This is a genomic window from Stieleria marina (assembly GCA_007741555.1).
GTDB lineage: Bacteria > Planctomycetota > Planctomycetia > Pirellulales > Pirellulaceae > K23-9.
In genome coordinates this window covers 4,543,218-4,570,172 of sequence record CP036526.1, presented here as the reverse complement: position 1 = coordinate 4,570,172, position 26,955 = coordinate 4,543,218, and the positions used below count along the sequence as shown (strand labels likewise).

Here is a 26,955-nt window from a genome sequence, read left to right as displayed (position 1 = left end):
GCGGCCGTTTCAATCACAAATGGCTTTTCTCAAGCAGCTAGTTGGTCAACTCTACGTCGTGCTGGCCAAGAAGTCACGTTTGGAGAGCTGTCCACCCGGCGTGATGCCCAGGTGGTTACTGGCGTCCGAATCGGTCAAATCGTTGCCACCACCGGGGTTATCGGCCGTGACGGTCGCCACGTTGGTGTACTGACCGAGCGTTACGATTCGTGTTGCGGAGTACAGCCACGATTCGCCTTGATCCAACTGTCCATTGTTGTTGGTGTCACCGCCGTTGAAGGTGGGAGTGAAATCGTCCGTGGTCACGCCGCTGGTCCCCCCGTCGTCAACCACGACGACGTTGCTGAGCGACAGGCCTGTATTGGTCACCACGTACGAGAATGTCGCGGTCGAACCAACTTCCAATCGCTGGCCCGTCGGAGCATCTGAATCTTGGCCGTTGGTAGCCTTTTCGATATTGATCGTTGATGCCACACCGATGTGGTTGCTTGGGTCCGTGTCGGTCACGTTGGCGAATCCGGTCAAGTCATTGCCGTTGGCGTCGACCGGGTTGCCCGATACCGTACCAATGTTGGTGTACTGACCCACTGTGACGGTCGTGGTGCCTTGGAAGGTCCAAGTCTCGGTGGTTTCCAGGATGTTATTGTTGTTGGTGTCACCACTGACCAACGTGGTGGTAACTCCCTGATCGTCGGTCAACGTGACGCTGCCAAGTGCAGTGGCACCGGGGTTGGTCACGACGTAGGTGAATGTCGCGGTGCTGCCGACTGCCAACTGAGGCCCGGTTGCTGTGTCAGCGTCTTGGCCGTTGGTGGCTTTTTCAAGACTGATCTCCGGTGCGATACCGATGTGAGCACTCGGGTCCGTGTCCGAGACGTTGGCAACACCTGGCAAAGCCGTTCCGTTGGCGTCGACGGGTGTACCGGTGACCGTACCGATGTTGTTGTATTGACCGGCGGTCACTGTACGAGTTCCGGTGTAAGTCCACGTTTCGGTCGACTCCAGAACATTGTTGCTATTGGTGTCACCACCCACAAACGTGATCGTGACGCCTTGGTCATCCGTCACGGCAACCGACCCGATGGGCGTCGTGCCGGGGTTGGTCACGACATAGGTGAACGTGGCGGTGCTGCCAACGGCCAATTGAGGTCCCGTGCCAGTGTCGGCTTGTTCGCCGTTGGTGTCTTTTTCGATTTGAATCGATGGAGTGATGCCGATGTGAGCACTTGGGTCGGTGTCGGTGACATCCGTCGCTCCGGCGATGTCGGTGCCGTTGCCGTCAACTGGGTTGCCGGTGACCGTACCGATGTTGTTGTACTGACCGGCTGTGACAGTCCGGGTGCCGGTGTAAGTCCACGTTTCGGTGGTTTCCAAAATGCCGTTGCTGTTGGTGTCACCGCTGACAAACGTTACGGTGACGCCCTGGTCGTCACTGACGTTGACCGATCCCAGCGATGCAGTGCCTGTGTTGGTCACGACGTAAGTAAACGTCGCCGTGCTGCCGACGGCCAATTGAGGCCCGGTGCCGGTGTCAGCCTGTGAACCGTTGGTGTCTTTTTCAATCTGAATACTGGCGGTCACGCCGAAGTGAGCACTGGGGTCAGTGTCGTTAATCTCCGTCAAACCCGGAATCGCTGTTCCCGTCCCGTCGACGGGAGTACCGACGACGGTACCTACGTTGTTGTACTGGCCAGCAGTGACAACCGATGTGCCGGTGTAGTTCCAGGTTTCGGTGGTTTCCAGGATCCCGTTGCTGTTCGTGTCACCATCGACGAATGTGACTGCGACACCTTGGTCATCGGTTACCGCGACCGAACCGAGCGAAGTCGATCCTGTGTTGGTCACGACATAAGTAAACGTCGCTGTGCTGCCGACGATCAATTGCGGGCCCGTGCCGGTGTCGGCTTGGACGCCATTGGTGTCTTTTTCAATCTGAATCCCAGCTGCGACGCCAAAGTGATTGCTGGGGTCGGTAGCCGTTGGGTCCGCCAAGTTAGCGATGTCCGCTCCGGTGTCGTCGACCGGGTTGCCGCTGGTGGTACCGATGTTGGTGTACTGGCCGGCGGTAACGGTCGCAGTGGCCTCGAAGATCCAGGTCTCGGTGGTTTCCAGAATGTTATTGCTGTTCGTGTCACCGCTGATCAGAACCGGTGTCACGCCTTGATCGTCTGTGACCGTCACCGTTGCCAGCGAAACATTACCCGTGTTGGTAACGACGTACTGGAAGGTTGCAGTGGTTCCAACGCCCAGTTGTGGCCCTGTGCCAGTGTCAGCATCGACGGTGTTGGTTGATTTTTCGATGTCGATCTCAGCACGAGCACCAAAGTGATTGCTGGGGTCCGTGTCAGTCGGATCCTGAAGTCCAGCGATGTCATCGCCGTTGGCATCGACTGGGTTACCGGTGACCGTACCAATGTTAGTGTACTGGCCTTCGGTCACCGTGGCCGTGGCTTCGTAGATCCACGTTTCGGTGGTTTCCAGAATGTTGTTGCTGTTGGTGTCGCCGCTGATCAATACCGGTGTGACACCTTGGTCGTCCGTCACCGTCACGGTTCCCAACGCGGTGTTGCCAGGGTTGGTCACCACGTACTGGAACGTCGCGGTCGTGCCGACGCCTAGTAGCGGTCCGGTGCCTGTATCGGCGTCGATTGTGTTGGTTGATTTTTCGATGTTGACCAGGGGCGTGATCTCATCGTTGGCAAAGTTCGCTACGATTTCCGTGGGGCCAATCGCACGCAGGAAATCGATGATTCCGTCCACGGCAGCTTCGCCATCGCTGTCCAAGGCCAGTTGAATCGCACCAATGTTGGTAAAGTCAGCACCGGCGCCGGTCTGGGAAATGGCTGCATTGATCGTCGATGCACCATTGATCAGTTCGGCGGCTCCGTTGTAGCGGATCAACAGTTCCGCCGTGGGGGCTCCGGCCGTGTCAGGCAGTGCAAATGTGTACGTCGTCGAATTGGCAGCGTCGGTGTGGAAAGTCAAACCGAACGTGCCGTTGGCCGTCGAAGCCGGGTCGATGTCAAAACCCAGGACCGCTTGGACAGCCGTCGCGTTGCCGCCTTGGGTCAAGTCAGTGCTCAGACCATTGGCGGTCAACGTCGTGGCGTCGTTGTCGCCGTCATACGTGAACAGGTAGGTGGCAGCGGCGGTTGACGAAGGATTGATTTCCAAGAATCCCGGATTGGATCCCGGATTGGATGAAACCGTTGCCGAACCCGTTGCACTGGTCACGGTGACGAACAGGTCGCGTGTGCCCCCGATGACTGCGGCGTCACCGACACTGCTGGAGTTGGGGTTTGTTCCGGTCGACACGGCGTCGACGGTTTGGGTCGTGCCATCAAAATCGTCGATCGTGATCAGGCTCTGGCCCGCTGCGTCACCGACGGTCACGGTGATGGCACGAGGGCTTTCGCCAGGAGCAGGATTGAATCCAGTTGGTGCGGGCGGGTCTTGGGTGACTTGGTAGTTGCCAGCCGTCAGATCGTCAAAGCGGTATTCACCCGATGCGTTGGTCGTCGTCGAAGCAGCGACCGGACCGGTGATGGAAATGTTTACATTGGCCAGAGCGACTTCACCGGCATCAAAGATTCCATTGTCGTTGGCGTCGTTGTAAGCGGTTCCTGTGATCGCACCAAAGTCAGATGCCAGCAATTCGCGTTTGGCCAACGACTCCATCGATAGCCGGCGACGACGCTTCTTCTTGCTGGCGTTTGGTTGGTCGTCATTTTTCCAGCGGCGAGTCAATCGTTGCCAAACCATGATCACATTCCTGTGTAGTTGTTGAATCCTGCCGCCGGTGGGCCAGGGCAAGAATCCAGCTTGTATAGGTCGCGCCCCAATCGTCTGAGGCGGTATGTTTTTATCGCGGGCGTCCGTCTAACGTCTTTGCAGCAAGCGACTTAGCGGTCACTTGGGATGTTCGATTCAACCGGTGTAGCCGGCACAGAAGCGATCGTCCGAGTGTTCGTTCGGACTCTGCACGATCGTTATTATCGGATGTTTACGTCTGAAAATTCAGCGAGGGTGCCAAATTCTCTACCAGCGATATTCAAATCCGTAGCTCAGGCCTTGAGCCCAGTAGTCCGTGGTGTCAAAGGCGAATGCCGGTCGTGAGACACCTGTTAGCGGAGTCACTGCGGGTGGCAACAACCCGGTGTTCAAATCCGTCGAGATGTGATCGCCGGGGCGAACCACGTTGGACCAGTAGATGAACGTGTAACCGAAGGTTGCTCGCAAGTGGTCCGTCAGTTGATAGCCAATGTTGGCATTGAATTCGGGAACCACCGAGAACTCATCTTGTTTGTGCAAGCCGATGTTCGATGACTGAGCCAGCAAGCCGCCTTCGGATGTTGTCGCAGGTGGGTTGTTAGGATCGGTAATCGTGGTCTGTCCGTCGATGCGAACGGTCTGGCGAGTGTTACCCACAGCCAGTCGTAGCATGGCGTCGTAAGTCCAGTAGCCGCGAGTGACACGGTACTTCCAACCCAGATCAACGCCGTTGAATTGATTGCGAGTGTCAAAGCTATCGCGAATCGCGAAGTTGCCGGTCGGGTTGATTCCTACCAGGTTCTCGGTGATCGAAACGTCTTCGTCCAGTTGCAAGTAACGGTAGCCGATCATCGTTTCGCTGCGACTGCAGTAGTGAGATTTGCATCCACAGAACAACCAGCTCTTGCAGCCTTCTTGGCAGCAACGCAGGTGTCGCAAGTGAAAGCCACCACCGAACAGTTCACTTGAAGCTCGTGCGGTAACGTTACCCGATACGATTCCCGGGAAAGCAACCAATTCGGAATCTTCTAAGCCAGTGGTCGTGTTGAAGAACGGACGAGCCAAGATCGGCGTGCCTGAACTCGTGTGCGAGAAAGTCTCTGATTCTTGACCGATGTTGAAGTACTCGGCTCCCAGACCCCAAGTGTGACAACGATCAAACCAGAATCCGAATCGAGTGCGGAAGCCGTCGAATCGGTGATCCAAAACGTCTTCGCCACCAAACAGAGTGCGTGTTCCCGATTGACCCAGGACGCCCGCATCGGCACGAGCTGTGTTTTCACCGCTGGTCGTGACCAAAGCCGGCAATCGCATGCCGTCTTGGTACCAGTGAAGTGCTTCAAACGAAGCCCAGCCGTCTTGTGGAAGCCGCAACGTGATAGCGGGTCGCCAAGCTCGGTCGCTGGTCAGTTCACCACACATCGAACAGTTTCCACCGCAACCAGTCGTGCATCCGCCGCTGCCGCAGCCCATCGAATCGCATCCGCCGTCGCAGCCACCTGCACCGCATCCGCAACCGATCGCTTCGACACCACAAGCTGCTTCCAGCCCGCATGATGGAGCACCGCAGTCACAAGCAATGCCGCCGCCGTGAACCGGAGCCATGCTGATTTGGCCGTCCAGGGGATAAGCGTCCGTTTCGTAAACACCGCCGTCAACTAGTGGGGCGTCCATCACAGGTCCGTGGCTGATCACCGTGCCAACCGGCATCGCTGATGCTGGTAAGCGACCACGAACTGCGTGGCTGGTCTGACGAACCGCACCATTGTGGTTCGCGGTCCGGCTGTGATGCGAAGCTTGGCGAACACCTGTTTGTGTTTTGACGACACGTTGGTTGGTTGCAACGCGGCGAACCGGAGCCGGTACCAAGCCAGCGGCTTGCTGGTTGGCGGCTGTGTTGGCAACCACACGTTGATCGGATGAATTGACAGGAGCCGTCGAACGACCGCGTGTCGGTGTCCAGCTGGCTCGGGCAGCTTGTTCGGTATTGCGAACCGACGTGCTGCGTGTGTTTTGTTGAGCCGGAGCTTGCGAGGCAACCAACGTCGCGATGGTCATCGCGAGACATAGGGAGGTTTTCAAATTAGGCACTGGATTCACCAATGTGTGGCTGGAGTGGATCGTCACTGACATCGTTTGACCGCATCCTTTGCGACCGTAACCTTTGTCGTTGACTCTCTCAAAAACTGGTAATCCCCCCCGGGATCAATCTTTCGCAAAACCAACGTCCGTCGGCCCAGAAAGATCTGTTCACCAGCGATATCGTCCAGGAAACCTCACAGGATGAAACCTAAATCCTAAAAATCCTTAAAATCAGCAAACTCTGCCTAACCGTTAAAGTTCGCCACCGATGCCGGCCCCGTAAAACACAGCGGTTTCGCAATTCGATGTCAGTTTCACAACCCCTGCGTTTCCCAATCAATTCTCAGGATCATTCCAACATCCGGCATTCATGTGCCCTCAGAAAGCCCGATCGGCTGGCAAGATCACGTGTGACGTCGCTTACCTACAGCGAAACCTTGGAGACACGAATGGGGCGCTGAGGCGCCGCCAGGCAGCGAGTCCAAACTCTCCGCCCAGAGCCGGCTGAAATTCAAGTTCACGCTCGGACTTGAGAATGAATGGTCCGGAATGAACAGTTCCGCGGCGCGAACAAATTGCCATCGTTTACGATCTGAAACCGCATCGATACCATGTCATCTAGCAAAGGCGTCGAATCCAAGCCTGGCAAGCGTCACCAGCAAGATCGCCAGTTGCCTTCGATCGCCCCCGCACCACGCCCTTGTAGCTCAACTGGATAGAGCAGCGCACTTCTAATGCGCAGGTTGCAGGTTCGAGTCCTGCCGGGGGTGCTTGGTTTGTCAGATTTACGGGCTTTTGCGTCAAATCTGCAACTAGGCAAAGCAGAAAGCGAAGCATTCGCCGCCTTTCTCGACTTGCTTGAGACTCTTGCCCAAGCGGACAACTCTGGCTCACATGACTGACCACGGCGTCACTTTGCGGCAACGCCGTCAAAAACAAACAAGTCGTCGGCCACGACTTCCGTGTCGCCTTTCGGTCGACCACTGGAATAGCGCTCAACCAGCTTCTCGTGACGAAGCAGCCGGAACTTGAATACGCCACGGTTTGTCTCAGTGGGACCAATCGCTAGCCAGTCCCAAGCGTCGATACAACGCATCTGGAAACAACGAGCGTCGCCAGCTCTCCACTCACCAACGCACACAAGCCGCTCTCCGGCGACTCGTGAACACTCTTCAACAATATGTCTTTCATAGCCTCGTCCTCCTGTGACGGCATTCTAACGACCCAAGAGACCACACAACAGAACCAAACGAACCATCTTCAATAGTTCGGACCTCTCGAATTTAGCTAACCCGCAAAGTCATCCGACAGCCCTTCCCACCGCGCCATTTCTTCCGCCGCCAAGCGAAGAAGAACTGGGCGTCGATATCAGCGATGCGTGACCGCAACTCGGCTCTCGGCATGTCCATCGAAATTGGCGCGAAGAATGAGAGTGAGTCATCGCGAGAACAAGAGGGGTTTCTTACGTGTTGCTATTGCTGACGATCAAGACGACTACCAATCTAACTTTGCGGCTGATCGCTGCGAACCTTAGAATTGCTCGGTCGCGTTAGCCTGTTGCACTCCAACGCATCGCAGCCAGGTCTCCGAAAGGGCCTCGGTCTGTTGCATCTCTGTAGGTTGCCGAGATGTGCGATTGAGGTCGGCTCGTCCAACTTCGGTGTATTTGATTTTCGATTCGCCGCTCCGGTCAATGAAACCGTAACATCCGGCGTCGGCCACCGGAGCGTCAAGCCGGAGGCGACCGCTGCGAGAACTCGGTCGAGTAAAGTCTCCACAGCCGATACTACGAGCCTGCATGCGAATTGCCCAAACTGCGTGAGGTGTGCGTCACCCACGCGTCGAAGTAAAGCGGCAAATTATTGCGGGCCGCTCCACGTTGGACTGTATATGCGGCACTGGGGCTTCCGAAATCGGCTCAAGAAAAATGAGGCAATTTGGAGCATGAGTCGTCGTGGCAGCTGCTATGAGCACCCATGGAGCCGTTCTCTAAGAGCTACAATGCCGCAGAAGCCCAGCAGATCTATGACACACACGAACACGATACTGTTGTCGCATCGATCTAAATTCAGTGATCCTACAGGCCCGCCTATCCCGCCGATTACACTCGTCACTGGGCTACCGAAGTCCAAACGACTTTGAGCAATCCATAAAAGAAGCCTTACTCGTCGGCGAATCCTGATCGTCAGAACTCGCCTTTTTTCTTCCCGTTAAGACCGAACCACCGTCAACTTTTCGTGGGCAAGTCCACACGTCGTACTGCATGGTCGCTCCGCCTTTTGCGAACAGCAGAAAACTTTTGCCGCCATGTTGTTGAATAAAAACGCGATCGTCCACCAAGTGTGGATTAATCCAACCCCGCTGGCCGATCCTTTGTTCCACACCAGGCTGCCCATTTGCGTCATTACAGTGAGGCCTATGATCCTTCCCGTTCATGCGGTTGAAGCTGATCCGATTCCATCCGTCTCGCGACCAAGCAGGTTCAGTGTTCAAGCTGTCCTCGCCAGTGATGATTTCATACAAACGGCTGCCGTCGGCATTCATCACACAGACAGAAGATAGCCAGCTTCCACAGCACGGTCCGTCGGCCGCATAACGCCGGACGAACGTTGTTTTGCTTCCGTCCAAACTGAAGTTTGGCTTGAACAGCCTGCACGACAGTTTTTGTCCCGCTTGTTGACTCGACACTTCGCGAATTCGAGCCATATGCGTCTTAACTAAAAGTCACCACTTCGGAAGTCGCATTAGCATCCACGTCAACTTCATGGCTATAAATAAGCCGCGTCATTGGTCGTTGTGATCAACTCGGCATCTTGCAGCGTCACAACTGCGGAAACGATGTTTGAAGTATGTTGGCTACAATTGAAGTGCGTCCAATTAGTGCGCCTAGTGAAGTTGTTCGTTGATGCATTCAGCTTTTCCTAGATCGCTTTCTGACACCCGGGCCTCGCGCCAGTCGCAACTCGACATTGCATCTATCAGGCTCTTCCCAATCGCCTCCATGCTGTTTTCTCAACCGGCCGTTTGTGCGCCCGACCTGCCCGAAGAAGACGTAAACAGGATTCTTTAGTTTCGAACCAAAGCAGACACTAGTTCTACGGAGGGGAGGCTAATGAATGATGCCAGTACTGCCCGGACCAAAGCTCAGAGCCGGATAGTGCGTTCTGGATGCAAATCGGGATAGGAAACTTGGATTGGATCAACTCAAGGGCGGGCAGCGGCCCATTCGGGTTGTTATAGTGGTCCCTCGCCTGGACTGGTGATCATGCCCAAGCTCCCTGCCCATGAGATGATCTGATGGCTAATGGTAATCGACACTTCGGGGTCCCTCTAAACCAAGGGGACCAATCTTCTAAAGTGTCGCGGCGAGAAAACTTGCGTCCAAAGCATTCTGAACGCAGACGTAGAGATCAGAACGCTCAAACGCGCCGGCGGAATCTGCGTTGCGAGCTATTGGAATCGCGTCGCGTGTTGGCGGGGCCTGGACCCGATGCATTGTCGATCGTTCGCGCTGACGCGAATCCCACCAACGATGCCCAAGTGGCCTTTGATGTGACATTTGATGAGAGTGTCTCCGGTGTCGATGCGACGGATTTTGCAATCGCCGCCAGCGGACCTACCGGAGCAACCGTTAGCGGTGTTTCGGGGAGCGGTTCGACTTATCAAATTGTCGTCAGCACTGGCTCCGGCGATGGTTCGGTACGGTTGGATCTGATCGACAACGATTCGATCGTGAATGGTCAAAACAAGTCGCTCGGTGGAAACGGGACGACGGGAAACCAGGATGGATCGTTCACGACGGGCGAGTCCTACACGATCGACAAAACCGTTCCGACGACATCCGGCGCGACGCTGGTGGGGACTCCGTCGGCGCTGGACGCTGTGGTGGATTTCAATATCACCTTCAGCGAATCCGTCGGAACGATTGATGCGTCCGACTTCGTCCTTGCCGGTACTGCCTCGGCGACCGCATCGATTCAAAGCGTCAGCGGATCGAATTCGTCTTATGTGATCAGCGTCAACACTGGCAGTGGCCAAGGAGATTTGCGAGTCGACTTTATCGACGACGATACGATCGTTGACGTTGCGGGCAATGCCATTGACGGAGTCGGCAATCAGACAATTACGGGACAATCGCACAGCGTCGATCATGTTGCCCCGACGATTGTGTCCTTTGTGGGGGATCCAACAAGTCCAACGAATGCGTCGCTGGTTGACTACACAGTCACGTTTGACGAACCCGTGGTCAATGTTGGCTTGAGCGATTTCGCGCTGACAGCCTCGGGCGTTACTGGTGCCATGCTTTCCAACATCTCGGGCTCTGGGATGTCCTATGTGCTGAGCGTCAACACGGGGACAGGCGATGGCAGTGTTGAGCTTGCGGTATCACCGACCGCCACAATTGATGATACGGCCGGGAATCCCATGGCGGCCTCCAGCGCAACCTCCGGCGTCACTGTCATCGATAGGACGCGGCCAACGGTCAGTTCGATCACGGTTACTCCTAGCATTACCAATGCCGCGACGGCCGTTTTTGATGTGCTGTTTACTGAAGCTGTGGTTGGATTTGATGCGGGCGACCTAACGCTTTCCACCGCTGGCCTATCCGACGTCTTGATCACTCAAGTGACCGGCGCCGGAGCGTCCTACCAGGTCGAAATTAGCACGGGAACAGGCGATGGCACGATCGGCATGACCATCGAATCGGATCAGGGTATCTTTGATCTCGCTGGAAACGAACGAGTCACCGGAGCCGGATTTGGGCCGTTGACCGTCGACAAGACTGCTCCGACCGTGACCAGCGTTACGCCCGTCGATTCAGACCCTGTGAATTCATCGACCGTTTACTTTGATGTGCTCTTTTCCGAGTCCACCAATAGCTACACGTCTGCTGACTTCTCCATTGTTTCCAGCGGATTGACTGGCACGTCGATTGCCTGGGTCGCCTACCAATCCACCAACGTGCGGCGTGTTGCGGTCAATACAGGAACGGGATCAGGAACCGTTTCGATTGACGTCAATTCAGGCCAAGGGGTGCAAGACGCGGCGGGCAATCTTTTGGCTAGTGGACTGACCGGCAATCCAGCAGTCACGATCGATCGAGAGATGCCTTCGATCGTTTCTATGTCACGCCTGGATCCAACACAAAGCAACCTGGCGACCGTGCAGTATGCCGTCACGTTCGATGAACCTGTGATGAACGTCGACAGCGCCGATTTTGAACTGTTGGCGACCGGTGGATTATCGGGGCATTCGATCACTGGTATCTCGGGAACATCAACCGACTACACGATTGATGTGGCGACGGGAACGGGTGACGGAACCTTGCAATTGGAGGTTTCGCCAACGGCATCGATTGATGACTTGGCTGGCAACTCGCTCAATACGTCTGCTGCAAACGCAGAGATTTACCTGATCGACAAGACAGCGCCGACCATTGTTTCGGTTGATCGCGTTCATCCGACGGTAACGACCGGCGACTCGATTCAATATCAAGTCACTTACAGCGAGCCGGTGCTGAACATTGACGCCAGTGATTTTACTGTCTTCACCTCTCCCGCCTCGTCACCGCCGCCGCCAATCAGTTCCCTCGTTGTGACGGGCAATATGGCCACAATCACCGTTGACGTCAGCAGCTACGAGGGTGGGGTCTATATGTACGCATCCAGCAATGACCTGACCGACGCAGCGGGCAACTCGATGGCGAGTCAAGTCGTGTCGTCGCAGCAGTTCTATGTTGACCGCACGCCGCCGACGGTTTCCAGCGTGCTGCTGGAGCAATCGGTCACGAATTCGCTGACGAACGTATCGTTCCTGGTGACCTTCAGCGAGCTTGTCAACGGATACCATCCGTCGGACGTTGAGATCGATCAAGTCGGTTTCCCCAGTGCCACCGTGTCGTCGGTCGACTATGTCAACAGCACCCAACGCCGCGTCAACGTCTACACTGGTCCGGGACAGGGGACGCTGTCGATCGTCATCTTGGCCAACCAAACCATTCGCGACTTAGCGAACCAGTACATTGCGGTTGATTCGGGCAACCACCCCGATTACTCGATTGACAACGTGGCTCCGCAAGTTCAGTCGATCACGCTTGCAGATGCCGATCCGATCACAACGGCAACATTCAGTTTTGATGTCGTCTTTAGCGAACCAGTAACGGGCGTGACGTCCAGTGCATTTGCGCTTAGTGCCAGCGGCGCAGTCGTCCCACAGATCGATTCGGTCACTGGCGACGGAGATACCTACACAGTGACCGTGACCAATACCGGTGACACGGGCGCAGTGCAATTGTCACTGATCGACGATGACTCGATCCAGGACGCTCTGTTGAACCCGCTCGGTGGAACCGGCAACAACAACGGCGATTTTGATTCGCCGACATATGGCGTCGGAACGACGGGCCGAATCGCTGGACGCGTGATCGACGACTTGGACCGCGACGGATTTGCGGACGCAGGCGAAACCGGAGTCGTCGGCGTCACCGTCTATGTCGACGCGAACGATAACGCGGTGTGGGACATCGGAGAGCCTTCGGCGGTTACGATCGCCGATGACACGGGCACGGTCGGAGTCGATGAATCAGGCAATTACCTGATCTTGGACGTGGACCCGGGATCGGACCACGCCGTTCGAGTGATCCCGCCGGTTGGTTGGCTGGCGACTAATCCAGCGACTCGCGCCGCCGGCACCGGCCTGCTTACTGAGGTGCAGTTGCTACGCGATAACATCGATGGCAACAACGCACTTGAAGAAGTCGCGGGCGTGACCGAAAGTCCCGATGGGGAATTCGTTTACATCGCGGCATACACCGACAACGCGATCACCGCTTACGCTCGCAATTCGACCACCGGGCAACTGACTCGCATTCAAACCGTCCTGGATGGTAGCGGCGGAGTCGATGGGCTTATCGGTGCTCAATCGATCGCGATCTCGCCCGACGGAGCCCACTTGTACGTCGCTTCGGCTCTCGACGACGCGCTGGTAATGTTCTCGCGTGACCAGGCCACTGGATTGTTGACGTATCTGGGGCATCTGAAACAAGGTGTCGGTGGCGTCGACGGCCTGAATGAAGCAACGGCGATTCGCGAAAGTGCCGACGGCAAGCATTTGTATGTTGCCGCAGTTACTAGTGGGTCGCTTGCAGTGTTTGATCGCGATCCAGCGACTGGCCTAGTCACATTCGCTCAGAAATTGACCGGCTCCACCGGCGGTTCGTTCTCGGTCGACCTCAGCCCCGATCAAAGGCATGTCTACCTGACCTCGGGTAACTCCAACGCATTCCACGTCTACGACCGTGACCTGACGACGGGTTTATTGACTCTGTCGCAAACGGTCACGCAGTCGACACCCGGCTATGCATCGCTGAACCAACCTTGGGGCGTTTCGGTCAGTCCAGACGGGCAGAATATCTATGTGGCGACTAGATTGAGCCAAGGTGTGATTGTGCTGGACCGAGACAGCGCAACTGGTCACGTTTCGTACAACCAGTTCGTCCCCGATCCCTACACGACCAGCAACCCTGACCCGGTTTCGGTTTTGGTCAGCCCCGATGGGCATCATGTCGCGGTGACCTATCAAACGGCTGGCGGTTTGGCGATCTACGCTCGAGATCAAACCACTGGCGCGCTGACGCTGGTGGAATCATTTAAAAACAACGTCGGCGGATTCGATCACCTCTTTGGTGCTTGGGACGTCGAATTTTCCAATGATGGTGAGTCGCTGTATGTCGTGGCGGCCTACGACGACGCGGTGTACGCCTTTAGCCGCGATATGGGCGATTGGGTCCCGACTGCAATTTCCACATCAGTCAGCGTCGGCGAAACGACGACTTTGGGTGCTTTTGGTATCTCCAATCTGGTCCCGATGGTCGACTCGATCGCGTATTCGGGAACCGGAATCGTCACCGGCAGCACGGTCGATTTTGACATCTTGTTCAGCGAACCGGTCTCCGGCGTCGATGCGTCGGACTTCCTGTTCTTGGGATCGTATTCAGGAGCAACGGTGGCCTCGGTCAACGGAAGCGGTGACACTTACACGCTGACCGTCAACTTAGCCGACGGATCGCAAGGCACGTTGTCACCGCGAGTCAGTTTCAGCGGCGGCATTGTCGACAACGAAGGTACGCCGCTGGGCGGTGACGGCTCGACCGTTTTCGACACGATCGACGTCGACCGGTTGGCACCTACCTTGGTGTCATCGGCAAAACTGGACGTTGACCCGACGAATCAAACCAGTCTCGATTACCAGCTGGTTTTCTCCGAGCCAGTCACGGGGTTGGACGTGACAGATTTTGCCGTTGCCGCTTCCGGCGTGACTGGTGCAGCGGTCGCTTCGGTCACAGGTAGCGACGACACCTACGTCGTCGCGGTCTCGCACACTGGCGGCGAAGGAACGATCGGGTTGGTGTTTGCCGACAACGATTCAGTAGTCGATGACGCCGGCTTCCCGCTTGATGGCGTGGGAACGGCGACCAACCCGCTGGCAGCCTACAACGTGCAATTGGGCTCGATCCAAGGAACAGTCTTCAGCGATTTGGATTCTGACGGAGTACTCGATGCCGGTGAACCTGGCGCTGGTGCGATGACGGTCTACATCGACTCCAACAACAACGGCACCTTCGATACTGGCGAGTTGACCGCTGTGACGGCCACCGGGACGGGATTCTATGAATTCACGGGACTAGTCGACGGCAACTACGCGCTGCGTCTGCAAGGCCAGTCGCCCTACGTGCAGACACTTCCCATTGCCGACGGGCCTCAGTTGGTCACCGTCGCGGTCGCTAATGGAATTGCTCTGGCCAACTTCGGCACTCACGAAGTCCTGCCGGGCAACATCGCTGGCAACGTTTGGAACGACGTCAACAACAACGGCGAACTCGACGCGGGTGAATCAGGTTTGCCAGGTGTGACCCTGTACGTCGACTTGAATTTGAACGGGGCGTTCGACAGCGCGACCGAACCATCAGTGGTTTCCCAAACGGATGATGGGGCCACCGGGGGCGTCGACGAAACCGGAGACTACTTGTTCACGGGACTTGCCCCCGGCGACTACGAAATCCGAATCGTCGAACCTCAGTATTCTCTCTCGGCAGCCAGCAGCAGTTGGAACGCGAACCAGTCGATTGCGATCTCGGATTCAGTCAACTTGGCCGCGGACAACAAGTCGATCACGAAAAGCCCCAATGGCAAGTTTGCTGTTGTCTTTGATCATCTTAGAAACAACGTGATCGTGTACGAACTGCCCGTCAGCGGCGTCGGCCCGATCACGCAGGTGCAAGTCCTGACCAACCAGTTCTCCGACACGACCAACAAATCGGGGGACCTCGGTTTCACGCCCGACGGTGCATTCCTGTTTGTGCTTGAGCATCAAACTCGCCAAGTAAAGGGTTACTCGCAGGATCCCACGACGGGATTGCTGACCCTTGTTAGCTCAGCGACGGTTCCTTTGGGGTACAACTATTCGCTTCAGGTGTCGCCCGATGGCAGCCACTTGTATGTCGGTGGGATCAACGGCATCTCGCGATTAAGTATCAATTCCAATGGCACGTTGTCTTCGGCCAGCACGACCAGCATCGGGGCCAGATTCTCGGATCTTGTGTTCAACGACGATGGAACGCGACTTTACGCGGTCGATTCTGGTAACGTCCGAATTCGAGTTTTCTCGCGGAACACGACCACGGGATCACTCTCTCAAATCGAGGAAATCGGGGCTCCAGCGGGTCTTTCGTTCTCGGGGAACTTCTCGGCCGAACTGTCCGATAACGGCAACGACTTCTACATCGTCAGTTGGGCTCAGCACACAATCTTTCATTACCGCACGCAGGCCGATGGAACCCTGCAGTTTGCCGACCATGTGACGATTGGCGACACGATCAATCGAACGTACCCGTTAGACATGACGATCAGCGAGGATGGAACGCGAGTCTATGCGGCGATGAGTCTTTCCGGAGCGATCATGGTGCTGGAGCGTGATTTGGTCACGGGCACCTTGACGCCTGGCGCGACAATCGGCACGCCTGATCCGGCCGGGCTGGGCATCAACGAGTCCTCGTCGTCGATGATTATCATCGTCGGGCCAACGTCGGTGCTGCGAGTCAACAGCCGCGACACGTCGTTGCAGCTCGGTGTGCTTGGAAACACCGATTGGCTGGACGTCACGGTCAACGAAGATCAGACGACAAACTTGGGTGTTCCCGTCGATGCGGCGCCGCCCACCGTTACGTCGATCACGACTTCGCAAACATACATTTCGGGAACCGACACAGCGAATTTTGTCCTCCAGTTTTCAGAACCCGTCACCGGCGTCGACGTCACCGATTTCTCGCTCGCACTTTCAGGTGTGACCGGAGCAAGTATCACCAGCGTGACGGATCTTGGAAGCGGCGCGGTTTATGGCGTAACCGTTGACAGCGGCACCGGTGATGGAACGTTGCAGTTGCTGTTGGTCGACGATGACTCGATCATCGATGCCGGCAGCAATCCGTTGGCGGGAACGGGGACAGGCAATGGCGATGCCGTTTCTGCGGTCTTGCCCGTCGAGCGAATCGTGAACCGCACGATCTCTGGCACGGTGTTCAATGACCTCGATAACGACGGCGTCCGCGACACGGGCGAAGACGGGGCAGATGGATCGCAGATCTACATTGATCTGAACGGCAACGGAGAACTTGACACCATTTCGGAACCCTACGACTGGTATGTCAGTGGCGGCACTTTCACGTTCGACAATTTGACTCCAGGAACTTACACGCTGCGAGTGACCGATCGGCTGTATTTTGTCGAGTCTGCGTTTTCGACGACCACGGTTGAACTGGGCTTCAATGACAATCCGCTGGTCGTTGATGTTCCGGCGACCGAAAATCAATCTGCGTTTGTAGGCGTTGTTTTCGAAGACCTCAATGCAAACGGCGTTCGTGATGCGGGCGAACCGGGCATCCCTGGCGAGACGATGTATTGGGACGACAACAATAACGGGCTGTTTGAAACCGGTGATACGTTCGTGGTAACGGCGGCGGACGATTCGGGGACCCCCGAAGACGAAGCGGGCACGTATTCGCTGTCGCCTCTGTGGTATCGGCAGTATGTAATCCGTGTTGACCGAGGCTCCGAGTGGTTGGCGACTTCGGCCGAGTCGGCTAGCGCGACGATTGCGCATCACACACAAACAGTCCCAGCCGACTTCGGCTTGCAAGCCAACTTGACCTCGATCAGTGGAGTCGTGTTTGACGACGTCGACGCTGATGGCGTGCAGAGTACGGGTGAGAATCCAGTTAGCGGTTGGACAGTGTTCTTGGACGCCGACAACGATGGAGTCCTTGATACTGGTGAAACTTCTCACACCACGGATGCCACCGGCGCGTACTCGTTCGATCAACTTTCGCTCGTCACTCACTACGTTCGAATCGTTCCTCAGGCCGACTTTGTTTCCACGTCGCCTGAATCGACTTTGGTGACGATCGCGACAAACGCCGATACTGCGACGGTTGATTTCGCCACGCACGTCAACGCGACAACGATTTCTGGCTCTATGTTTGACGATTCCAATGCCAACGGAATCGCTGATACTGGCGAAGGCCCGTTGGTCGGTGCGACGGTTTACTTAGACGCCAACGACAACGGTCGCTTGGACACCGGTGAAGTCACGACGACAACCGACGCAGCAGGCCTGTACACGTTCACGGACGTGCAACCCGGCGAAGCGGTGGTTCGTATCCTGCCGCCCGTTGGATTTGAACAGTCGTCTCCTTCAACGCCCACAGACCGGTTGTTCGTGTGGCACGGAAGCAACAAGCTTCGCGAGATCAATCCAACGGATGGTTCGACGATCGCCGATTACTGGCAATCGTCTTATCCCACCACGTCGATCACGGCTGACGGGTTGGCCTTTGATGGCACGTCGCTGTGGGCGATTGACAATGGTCAGAAAAAGATTTTCCAGATCGATCCCGATGCGATCACCATCGAATCGCAAATCGATGTCTCGTCGCTGGGTCCATCAACGTACAGTGTTGCTTGGAATGGTTTGGCAACGGTTGGTTCGACAATCTATCTATCGGGTGCCGGTGGTGAGATCGGCATGGTCGACGCGACCACGGGATCGTTGATAGGGACAAGTTCGTTGTTCACGACGAACAGCGGATCTCCTTTTCTATCCGGCGTCAATGAAACAACAGGGTTAGGCGCATCCGCTGATGGCCAGTCATTGATAGTCGCAACTGATAATGATTCTTTGTTGACGTTTGATCCATCCACACTGTTGATCAGCGATTCGGATCCGACGATCGCAAACTCTCAACTGGCCGGAGTCGGTTCGGTCGGCGGTTCAACCTATGTCTCGCGGTTCAACAGCTCGCTGTTGCAGGTGCATGACTCCACGGGTACTCTCACGGGAGCGCTTTCGATTGGATGCCAGGCCGTCGCAGTAGCCGGTGGTCTCTATCAAGATTTGGCCGCCCGTCTGACGGTCGGTTTGGACCAACAGATTACGGGAGTTCAATTTGGTGCAGCTCAGTTTGCCGGGACGATTTCGGGCGTTGAGTTCATCGACACGAACAATAGCGGCGTGCAGGATGCGGGCGAATTGCCTGCGGTCGGTGTCACGGTGTTTGCGGACATAAACGACAACGGCAGCCGAGACGGTAGTGAACCGTTCGACATCAGCGCCGCCGACGGAACCTACTCGATCGCCGGGGTCCCCCTGGGCAGTGTTGTCGTGCGTTCAACGTCAACCGGCCATCGACCGAGCGACGCCTACACCCCGCAGGACTTTCTTTTCGGGCTACGAAATCAAAGTGGTTCAATCCGAATTGACCGGCTGGACCCTGCCAACGGCTCGATCACGAATAGCCTGTTCACAACTGTGCCGTATAACAACGGTGCAATCTCCATGGCGTTTGATGGCGAACGTCTGGTTCTTATCGACGGCAGCATCGACATGCTGTACCAGGTTGGCCTGGACGGATCGATCATCAGCAGCCGGCATCTCGGCGAACCCTACATCGACTCGTCATCCGGGCAGACGGCTTACACTAGCGTGCAAGACTATGGCGCAGCTGTGGTGGGCGGAACGATCTACACCGTTCGCCAAGAGTTTGGTGGACTGACGCTCTATACCTATGATCCGCTGTCGGACCAATTTGCCAAGGCCCGCCCCATAACGTTCGACTGGGGTTTGTCTTCGATGCCGTCGGCGTACACGCCGACCACTCCGTCAGCGAATTTTGGCGTTGGCGTCAGTGCTGATGAGCAACGTATTCTGGTTGCGACAGATGACGATCGCGTTCTCGAAATTGATCCAGTAACAGGTGTCGCCACTTTCGACCCTGCACCCAGTTCCTCCAATGGAACCGATTACGCAATTGATTCTCTCGGCGGCGAGACATTCATCTCCTACGGTGGCCGGATCGAAGTCGTTGACAGTAGCGGAACGACACTTCGCAACATGACTGGCATCCCTACTTACCTGGGACTCGCCGCGGGAACTCAGCGTGACAACGGGCAGTCGGTCACGGTTCTGGCCGGCCAAACGATCACGGTCAATCATGGCGTCATCGAGACGCTTGCGACGATCTCGGGAACCGTCATTACAGACGTTGAAGAAAATGGCGTCGTTGATCCCGGTGATCCTGTGGTGGTTGGTGCGACCGTGTTCTTGGACCTGGATCGAAACGGAATCCTCGACGGTGGTGAACCATCGACAACGACTGATGTAAACGGCGACTACTCGTTCGAACACGTTGCGGCTGGCGAGTATTCCCTGCGGGTACTGACGAGCTCGGGAGTGACCGCGCGAGCTTTGACGGAGGACCGAGTTCGTTTGTTCCAAGCGATTCGCGGTACGGACGACATCGTCGTGATTCAGGAAATTGATCCGATTACCGGCGATCAATTGAACCAGTTTGATGCCCCGTTGCCCACCGCGACTAGCATTGGTTTGGCGGCCAAGGGTAATCGTATTTATTACTCACGCAGCGGAGGAATCGACGTCCTGGACGCAGCCGATGGAACTTTGCTGGATTCGATCGTGATTTCCAACGGCACCAAAGATGGTATGGCGATCATCGGCGACCGTGCTTATGTCCAGGATTACAACTCCAACACCATCGAAGTCGTCGACTTAGTGACACGTCAGATCGTCGGCACTTTGGATATCGGAGATGCTAATGGAACAGGTCCCAACTCCTTCCCGATTAGTTATTCGTTGGCGGAGGCTCCCGATGGAGTCAACTTGGCCTTGGTTCCCCAGAGCGGTGGCGATGTTTTCATTGTTGAACCGAATACGGGAGTGATCGTAGAAACGCTGTTTGACATCTATGCTGGTTATGGCAGCACGAGTGCGGGCGGCGAGTACTTTGAGCGCGGCTGGGTTTCCAGCGGCGTACAGACCACGATCACGGCACGCGACTCTCTAGGGCTGATTCGGCGTCAAATACCGCTCTCATACCAGGGTTACGTTTTTGGACTCGGAGCAACGTCGGTTCCTGCCAGCGATCACATCGTGACGGTCTTTGCTGAAAAGTCGCTTGCCGGAACTGACTTCGGTTTGGTTCCCGAAAACGCAACCGTAACCGGAACGCAGTTCGTTGACGCCAATGGAAACGATGTCCAGGATGCGGGGGAATCCGGATTGCAGGGCGTCACGGTTTACGTGGACCTCAACGGAAACGGTTGGGTTGACGCGGGCGAACCCAACACCACCAGCGCCGCCGACGGAACGTATTCGCTAGCGAACGTACCGCGTGGTTCACAGTGGATTCGAACTGTTGCCAGCGGGTACGAGTCGTCGGCCACATTGGGCACAACCGATCGATTGTTGGGAACAACACGAGTCTCCGATGCTTCGAGTCCGACTCAGTATGTTTTGCAGATTCGCGAACTTGATCCGGTATCTGGATTTCCAATCAGGTACACCAACACCAGCGTTCCTGTTTTGTCGGCGTATTCCAGCGCTGTGGTGAATGACCGCATCATCGTGGTGGATAACTTGCAGGACAAAATTTTCCAGGTGGCATTGGACGGAACGTTGATCGGCGAGGCTCCACTGCCGAGTTCGGGGACGAGCTTCGCGTATGCCCAGGGACCTGCGGTGATTGATGGAACGGTGTACGTCGTAATGACGGGAGGTGGCAGTTCGCTGCGGCTTGAAAGGTTTGATCTGGAGACAAATCAGTTTTATGGATCGATGCCAATCTCAGCGGACGTCTCGCAAAGCCCGTCCGTGGAAACGATGCCACAGATATCCGAGTCAGTTGCGGAATCGCCCGACGGCAAGTCGATCGTTCTCTTTTCACACGTCGATGATCGAGCTTTCATTGTCGATCCCTTAACGGCTCGCGTGACGGAAGTCGTCAACTTGGTCGACTCCTTCGGCGGTGTCTGGTCAGCGGCAACGTTGGGTGGCGAGCTTTACATTCGTGGTAGTGGTTCAAGCTCAAACCTCAGAGTCTACGACGCCAGCTACTCGTTGGTGCGAACAGCCGGCAATCCGGCCACCGGCGGAATGGCTGGCGTCACCGAAAATATGGTCGGCGTTGTCGTTGATGCGAGTAGCTCCGTGTCCGCCATAGATATGGGCCAGCAGGCGATCCACACCAACGTCAGCGGAATCGTTTCCTATGACACGAACGTGAACGGGCTAGTCGATCCCGGTGAAGAAACCGTCGGGGCGACGGTTTACCTTGATGCCAACCGCAACGGGGTTTTGGACACGGGCGAACTCACTACCACGACGCTTGCCGACGGCAGCTATTCCTTTACCCAGTTGGCACCCGGCGATTACTCCGTTGCCGTCGTCCGATCCACGACTGATCGAGTCGTCACCAGCGAGTCCGAGACCGCACTGTACGCACTGGAGGTTTCAGGCGGCGTGTCGATGATTCGCAAACATGACCCAATCACGGGTCAAACGCTTCGCCAGTTTTCTCCGCCGGGAACGTCAACCGACTCCGCCGGTTTGGCCGTCGATGACTACGGCTTGTACTACTCGACGTTCGAAGGCGTTTGGGTTCTGAATTACGACACAGGCGATGTCAAAGACTTCTTCGACCTGCCCAGTGCGTCCTCCGATGGTCTGGCCGTAGTTGCTGGACGCTTGTTTGTCCTTCAATCCGACACCGATTTGATCCTTAGCATCGATCCGCGAACCGGCACGCTTCTGGACACGTTCGACATCAACGCGATCAACAACACGTCGTACAACCTTGCCGGCAACTTGGGCGAATCGACAGATGGAGAAAACCTAATCGCGCGATTGCCGTCGGGTGGCGGGCTGGTGATCAATCCAGATACTGGCGTGATCGAGAATTGGTACGCCTACAACTACGGATCCTGGGCGATCGCCGGTGCCGATGGCGAATTGTATCGGTCCAATGGCGGCACTACGATTCGCGTCGAATCAGAATCCGAGCAACAGATTCGATTGGTACCGGTTGGCTATGAACCGCGAGCAATCGCGGCGGCGGTAATTCCTGCGGCCGGCTACGACCTTCGCGCTGCTGATAAGATCCATTTTCCGGGACGCGATTTCCAGCTTGCACCGGCCGACCAATTCCCAACCACCACGATCAGCGGCACGGTCTGGAGCGATGATAATCGCGACGGACAACGAGACGCGTCCGAAGCCGGAATTGCCGGTGCAACGGTCTATGTCGACCTTAACCAAAACGGATTTCTAGATGCGGGCGATCTGACGGAGATCACTGTTGCCGATGATCTGGCGACGGCAGGCATCGACGAGGCAGGCAACTACGCATTTACTGGCTTGACACCGGGCTATTACGATGTGCGCCAAGTCTTGTTGCCATCCTCGATCGGCACGTCACCGTATAACCCAGTGCTTACATACGATGCCAGGTACGACACTGACGCTTCGATTCCAACGCAATTCGAACCGCATCCACTGGACGATCTGCGAGTCAGTGCGACGGGCCGGTATGTGGCCTATTCCACGACGCGTCAAATGGTTCCGTCCGATACAAACACGACTCGCGACGTCTATCTGCTTGACCGTGTGACGGACCAACACGAGCTGATCTCAGTCAACACGGCGGGTGTGGCGGCCAACAACAATAGTCTTGAACCTGATGTCTCGAGCAATGGCCGGTACGTTGTCTTCCGAACCTGGGCCACCAACCTGGACGCAGGGGATACGGACAATTTCCTGGACGTTTACGTACGCGACCGTGTGCTCGGCACGACCACGCTGTTGACCAAGGGCGGCAACGGTGGACCGGGCAACGGGAATTCTCGCGATGCCATCATCACACCCGACGGACGTTTCGTTGTGCTGACATCGTGGGGCGATCAACTGGTTCCCGGTGATACCAATGGCTGGGCTGACACGTTCCTTTTTGATCTGCAATCCAATTCTGTCACCCGAGTCAGCACGACGGACTCAGGTATGCAGCTTACCGACGCCAGCAGCTGGGGAGCCGACATTACTCCGGACGGCCAGTACGTGGTTTTCGAGACGGTATCTTCACAGCTTGCCGGCGGCTTCACGACAGCCAATGACACCAATGGCGTAAGCGACCTGTTCGTCAAAAACATGACCACGGGTCAGGTAGAAGTTGTCTCAGCCTCGGCTACCGGAACGCTTGGGAATAGCGTCAGTAGTAAACGATCCATCAGTGACGATGGGCGGTGGGTGGCATTTGAATCATCTGCATCGAACCTTACGTTAGACCCACACGCTGGGCCTGGGGCGGCATTCTATGTCTATCTAAAAGACATGCAGACTGGTGATATCAAACGAATCAGCAACACCGCCGTCACAGGTTCGTACGAAGGCAACAGTCGGCGTCCCGAGATCAGCGGTGATGGCCGGTTTGTCGTCTTTGAATCGGACGGGCAGCTCGTCGCGGCGGACACGAATTCAAGCGTAGACATTTACCTGTACGACCGCATCACGGACAAGCTGACCTTGGTTAGTCAGGGCGACAACGGGGTGCTCAGTCGAAACGCCAGCAACAACGCGGTCATTAGCGCCGATGGTTCCACTATCGCCTTCACCACGATTTCGTCCAACATTCTTGGCACCAACAATGTTGGCGGTATCGTGACCGTTGACGTTGACCGTTTGCTGGGGGCCCATACAGTTCAACTTTCCAACATCACGCCGTCGATCGGTAACGATTTTGGACAAATCGCTGTGACCAGTTCCTTTGCCGGAACGCTTTGGCAAGACGATAACGGCGACGGCGTCATCGACGCGGGCGAAACTCGTCTGCCCGGTCGCACCATCTTCATTGACACCAACGAAGACGGTGTCTTCACCGCGGGCGAACCCAGCCAAGTCACGCTTGCCGATGATCCCGCCACGCCAACGATCAACGAGGCCGGCACGTACGAATTTGCGGGGCTTGCCGATGGTCAGTACACCGTGCTGCAGGTTCTTCCCGCTAATTGGACACAGACGTCACCGTTGCAATCCGCAGGCCTGGAATTGCTGGCTGATACGGAGTACATCCATGGCGTCAACAATACGACGCAGCCAATCTACGATTCGGCCTCCAGTGATTACGGTCGATTCATCGCGTTCTCGACCAACAAATCGATGTTGCCGATCGATACGAACTCTGGATCCGATTTGTACGTCCTGGACCGCGATACCGGCTTGCTGGATTTGGTGTCACAGTCCTCCTCGGGCGTATTGGCCAACGGCGTTAACCGCAATGTTTCGATCAGCGGTGACGGTCGGTACGTTGCGTTCCGATCCTTCGCCAGTAATTTGTCCGCGGCCGACAACAACGGAACGTGGGATATCTATGTTCGTGACCGACTGCTCGGCACAACGACGCTAGTGAGTGCTCATGACTCTGGTCAAGGCCAGAGCCTGCAAGTCGGCAACAGCTACAGCTATAACCCTCAAATTAGCCAGGATGGCAGCGTGGTCACGTTCTGGTCCAACTCAAACAATTTGATTGCCGGCGACGTCAACGGTCAGTTCGATGTTTTCCTGAAGGATCTGCAAACGGGGACAGTCGAGATCATTAGTGTTGATTCCAGCGGCAACCAAGCGACAGGTGGCGACAGTCACGCAAGTCTTCCCAGCAACGACGGGCAACTGGTTGGTTTCTGGAGCGGCGCGTCCAACTTAGTCCCCGGTGACACCAACAATGTCCGTGATGTCTTCTTGCGTGATCGCCAAAAGGGCGTGACTGAACGAGTCAGTGTTTCGGAGACTGGCGAACAAGCCAACGGAGCAACCAATCTATTCTCGATGTCCGACGATGGCCGTTACTTTGCCCTCATGTCCAGCGCGACGAACCTGACTTCCGACGCAGGCCTGTCCGGCAACAGACAGATCTATCTGAAAGACCGCTTGACTGGATCCGTCACGCTGGTTTCGCGAGGCGACGGGACGTTACCCAACGGCGTCTCGCTGTATCCGTCGATCAGCAGTGACGGTCGTTGGATCAGTTATCAATCGTCGGCCACCAACATCGTCCCCGGCGATACGAACGGTGCGGACGATGTGTTTCTTTACGACACGATCAATGGCACAACGACAATGCTGAGCGAAAACGTTGGTGGTGTTGCATCGGACGGGCCTAGCGACTGGCCGCGAATGTCACGTGACGGTTCGACGATCACCTTCAACTCCGCGGCGAGCGATCTGGTCGACCAACCGCCGAGCTCTGGGGGGCTTTACGCCTACAGCACTCCAAGCAGCGTACCGGGAAGCCTAGAAATTGATCTTGGAATCGAGCAAACGCTGGTCGGTCAAAACTTGGGCAGCCAGGTGATGGTCGACCGTAGCGATGCACCGCTGACATTTGGCACACCGACCCACGCACTCGGTTCGGACGTGCGATTGGGCAGCGAAGCCTCGTTTGACCTGATCGCCGGCCAACCATCGTCTGACAACGACGGGGTCGTCACGACGTCGGGAATCGTCGCCGGATTCGATGCAACGTTCGACGTCACCTCGTCTACCGCGGGCACGCTGGCCGCCTGGATCGATTTTAACGGAGACGGCGACTTTGATCCCGAGGAGCGGTCGCAGTTTAGTATCGGTACGGTCGATCAAGTGACCACTGATTCGATCACGATCGCGATTCCCACGTCTGCAATATCAGGCAACCAATGGGCGCGGTTCCGATTCAGTACCGATTCGGCATCTGTGCAATCGCCAACCGGACCGGCGGTGGATGGCGAGGTCGAAGACTATTCATTCGTAATCGCAGCCCCGGTAGCCCCATCGTCGATCGATCTTTCCAGTTCCTCCATCAACGAAAACACTGACACTAGCGCGGCCGATCTGCTGTTCGCACAATTGTCGGCCGTCGATCAAGACCCTGGTGATTCACACTCGTTCCAGCTCGTTGCAGGAACAGGCGACACTGATAACTCGCGTTTCGTGATCGTCGGCAACGAACTGAAACTACGACAGGGCGAAGTCATCGATTACGAAAACCAATCGACGTACTTGGTGCGCATCCGAGCGACCGATTCGGTGGGATTGGAAGTGGAGCAAGAGATTTCGTTGAACGTCAACAATTTGGTGGAAATCAGCAAGTCCGATATCACGATCGGCGACGGAAGCAGCCAGCGATCTAGAATCGATTCGGTAACGATCCAATTCGACACCGATGTGATTCTGCAACCCGGTGCGATCACCGTTTACCAGCGTGGGTCTAGCGGGGGCGAAGTTGGAACGGTTATTTCGCCCATTGACGGGACTGCCGCCGGCACCTTCACTCTGACGTTCAATGGTGCCTTCACGCAGTTCGGATCACTGGCCGATGGCAACTACGAAATCCGTGTTGACGCCTCCAAAGTCGTCTCAATTGATGGTTTCTTTCTCGACACCAACCAAGATGGCATCCAAGACAGCTCCACCGGCGACAACTTCACCTTTGGCGACACCGCCAACGACAATTTCTTCCGGCACTATGGCGACACAAACGGAGATCGCTCGGTTGGCATCCCAGACTATGGGAAATTTCGGCTTGCATTCGGAAAATCCTTAGGCGATGCGGGATTTGATCCGTCACTGGATTACAATAATGATGGTGCGATTGGTATTCCAGACTACGGGCAGTTCCGGATTCGATTCGGCAAAAGTGTTTCTTTTGAATAGGCAATGAGGTGCCAATAA

At 56.1% G+C, this 26,955-nt stretch carries 5 protein-coding genes, 1 tRNA gene and 1 pseudogene; 3 read left to right on the top strand and 4 right to left on the bottom strand.

Features of this window, described 5'->3' with window-relative positions; all coding sequences use genetic code 11:
- Positions 1-51 precede the first annotated feature (51 nt).
- Complete coding sequence (locus K239x_RS16235) at positions 52-3,762, bottom strand: beta strand repeat-containing protein (RefSeq protein WP_145419289.1); 3,711 nt, start codon at positions 3,760-3,762, stop codon at positions 52-54.
- A 276-nt stretch (positions 3,763-4,038) separates the two neighbouring features.
- The gene (locus K239x_RS16230; protein WP_145419288.1) at positions 4,039-5,904 is read right to left on the bottom strand and encodes a BBP7 family outer membrane beta-barrel protein; all 1,866 of its coding nucleotides are present in this window, start codon (positions 5,902-5,904) and stop codon (positions 4,039-4,041) included.
- 645 nt (positions 5,905-6,549) lie between these two features.
- Between K239x_RS16230 and K239x_RS16225 the strand changes: the two genes are divergently transcribed.
- Positions 6,550-6,623: transfer RNA gene (locus K239x_RS16225), tRNA-Arg, on the top strand.
- A 140-nt stretch (positions 6,624-6,763) separates the two neighbouring features.
- Here the strand turns inward: K239x_RS16225 and K239x_RS16220 are convergent.
- A complete protein-coding gene (locus K239x_RS16220; protein WP_145419287.1) occupies positions 6,764-6,949 on the bottom strand; it encodes a hypothetical protein in 186 nt (61 codons plus the stop codon).
- 809 nt (positions 6,950-7,758) lie between these two features.
- Here K239x_RS16220 and K239x_RS28740 point away from each other — a divergent pair.
- Positions 7,759-8,035, top strand: a pseudogene (locus K239x_RS28740) (IS3 family transposase); the annotation flags it as partial.
- Here K239x_RS28740 and K239x_RS16215 read toward each other — a convergent pair.
- Complete coding sequence (locus K239x_RS16215) at positions 7,972-8,397, bottom strand: hypothetical protein (protein WP_145419286.1); 426 nt, start codon at positions 8,395-8,397, stop codon at positions 7,972-7,974. The pseudogene K239x_RS28740 and the gene K239x_RS16215 overlap by 64 nt on opposite strands.
- A gap of 909 nt (positions 8,398-9,306) precedes the next feature.
- Between K239x_RS16215 and K239x_RS16210 the strand changes: the two genes are divergently transcribed.
- Positions 9,307-26,937, top strand: coding sequence for an SdrD B-like domain-containing protein (locus tag K239x_RS16210; RefSeq protein WP_419189032.1), 17,631 nt, complete (start codon positions 9,307-9,309; stop codon positions 26,935-26,937).
- Positions 26,938-26,955: the final 18 nt, after the last annotated feature.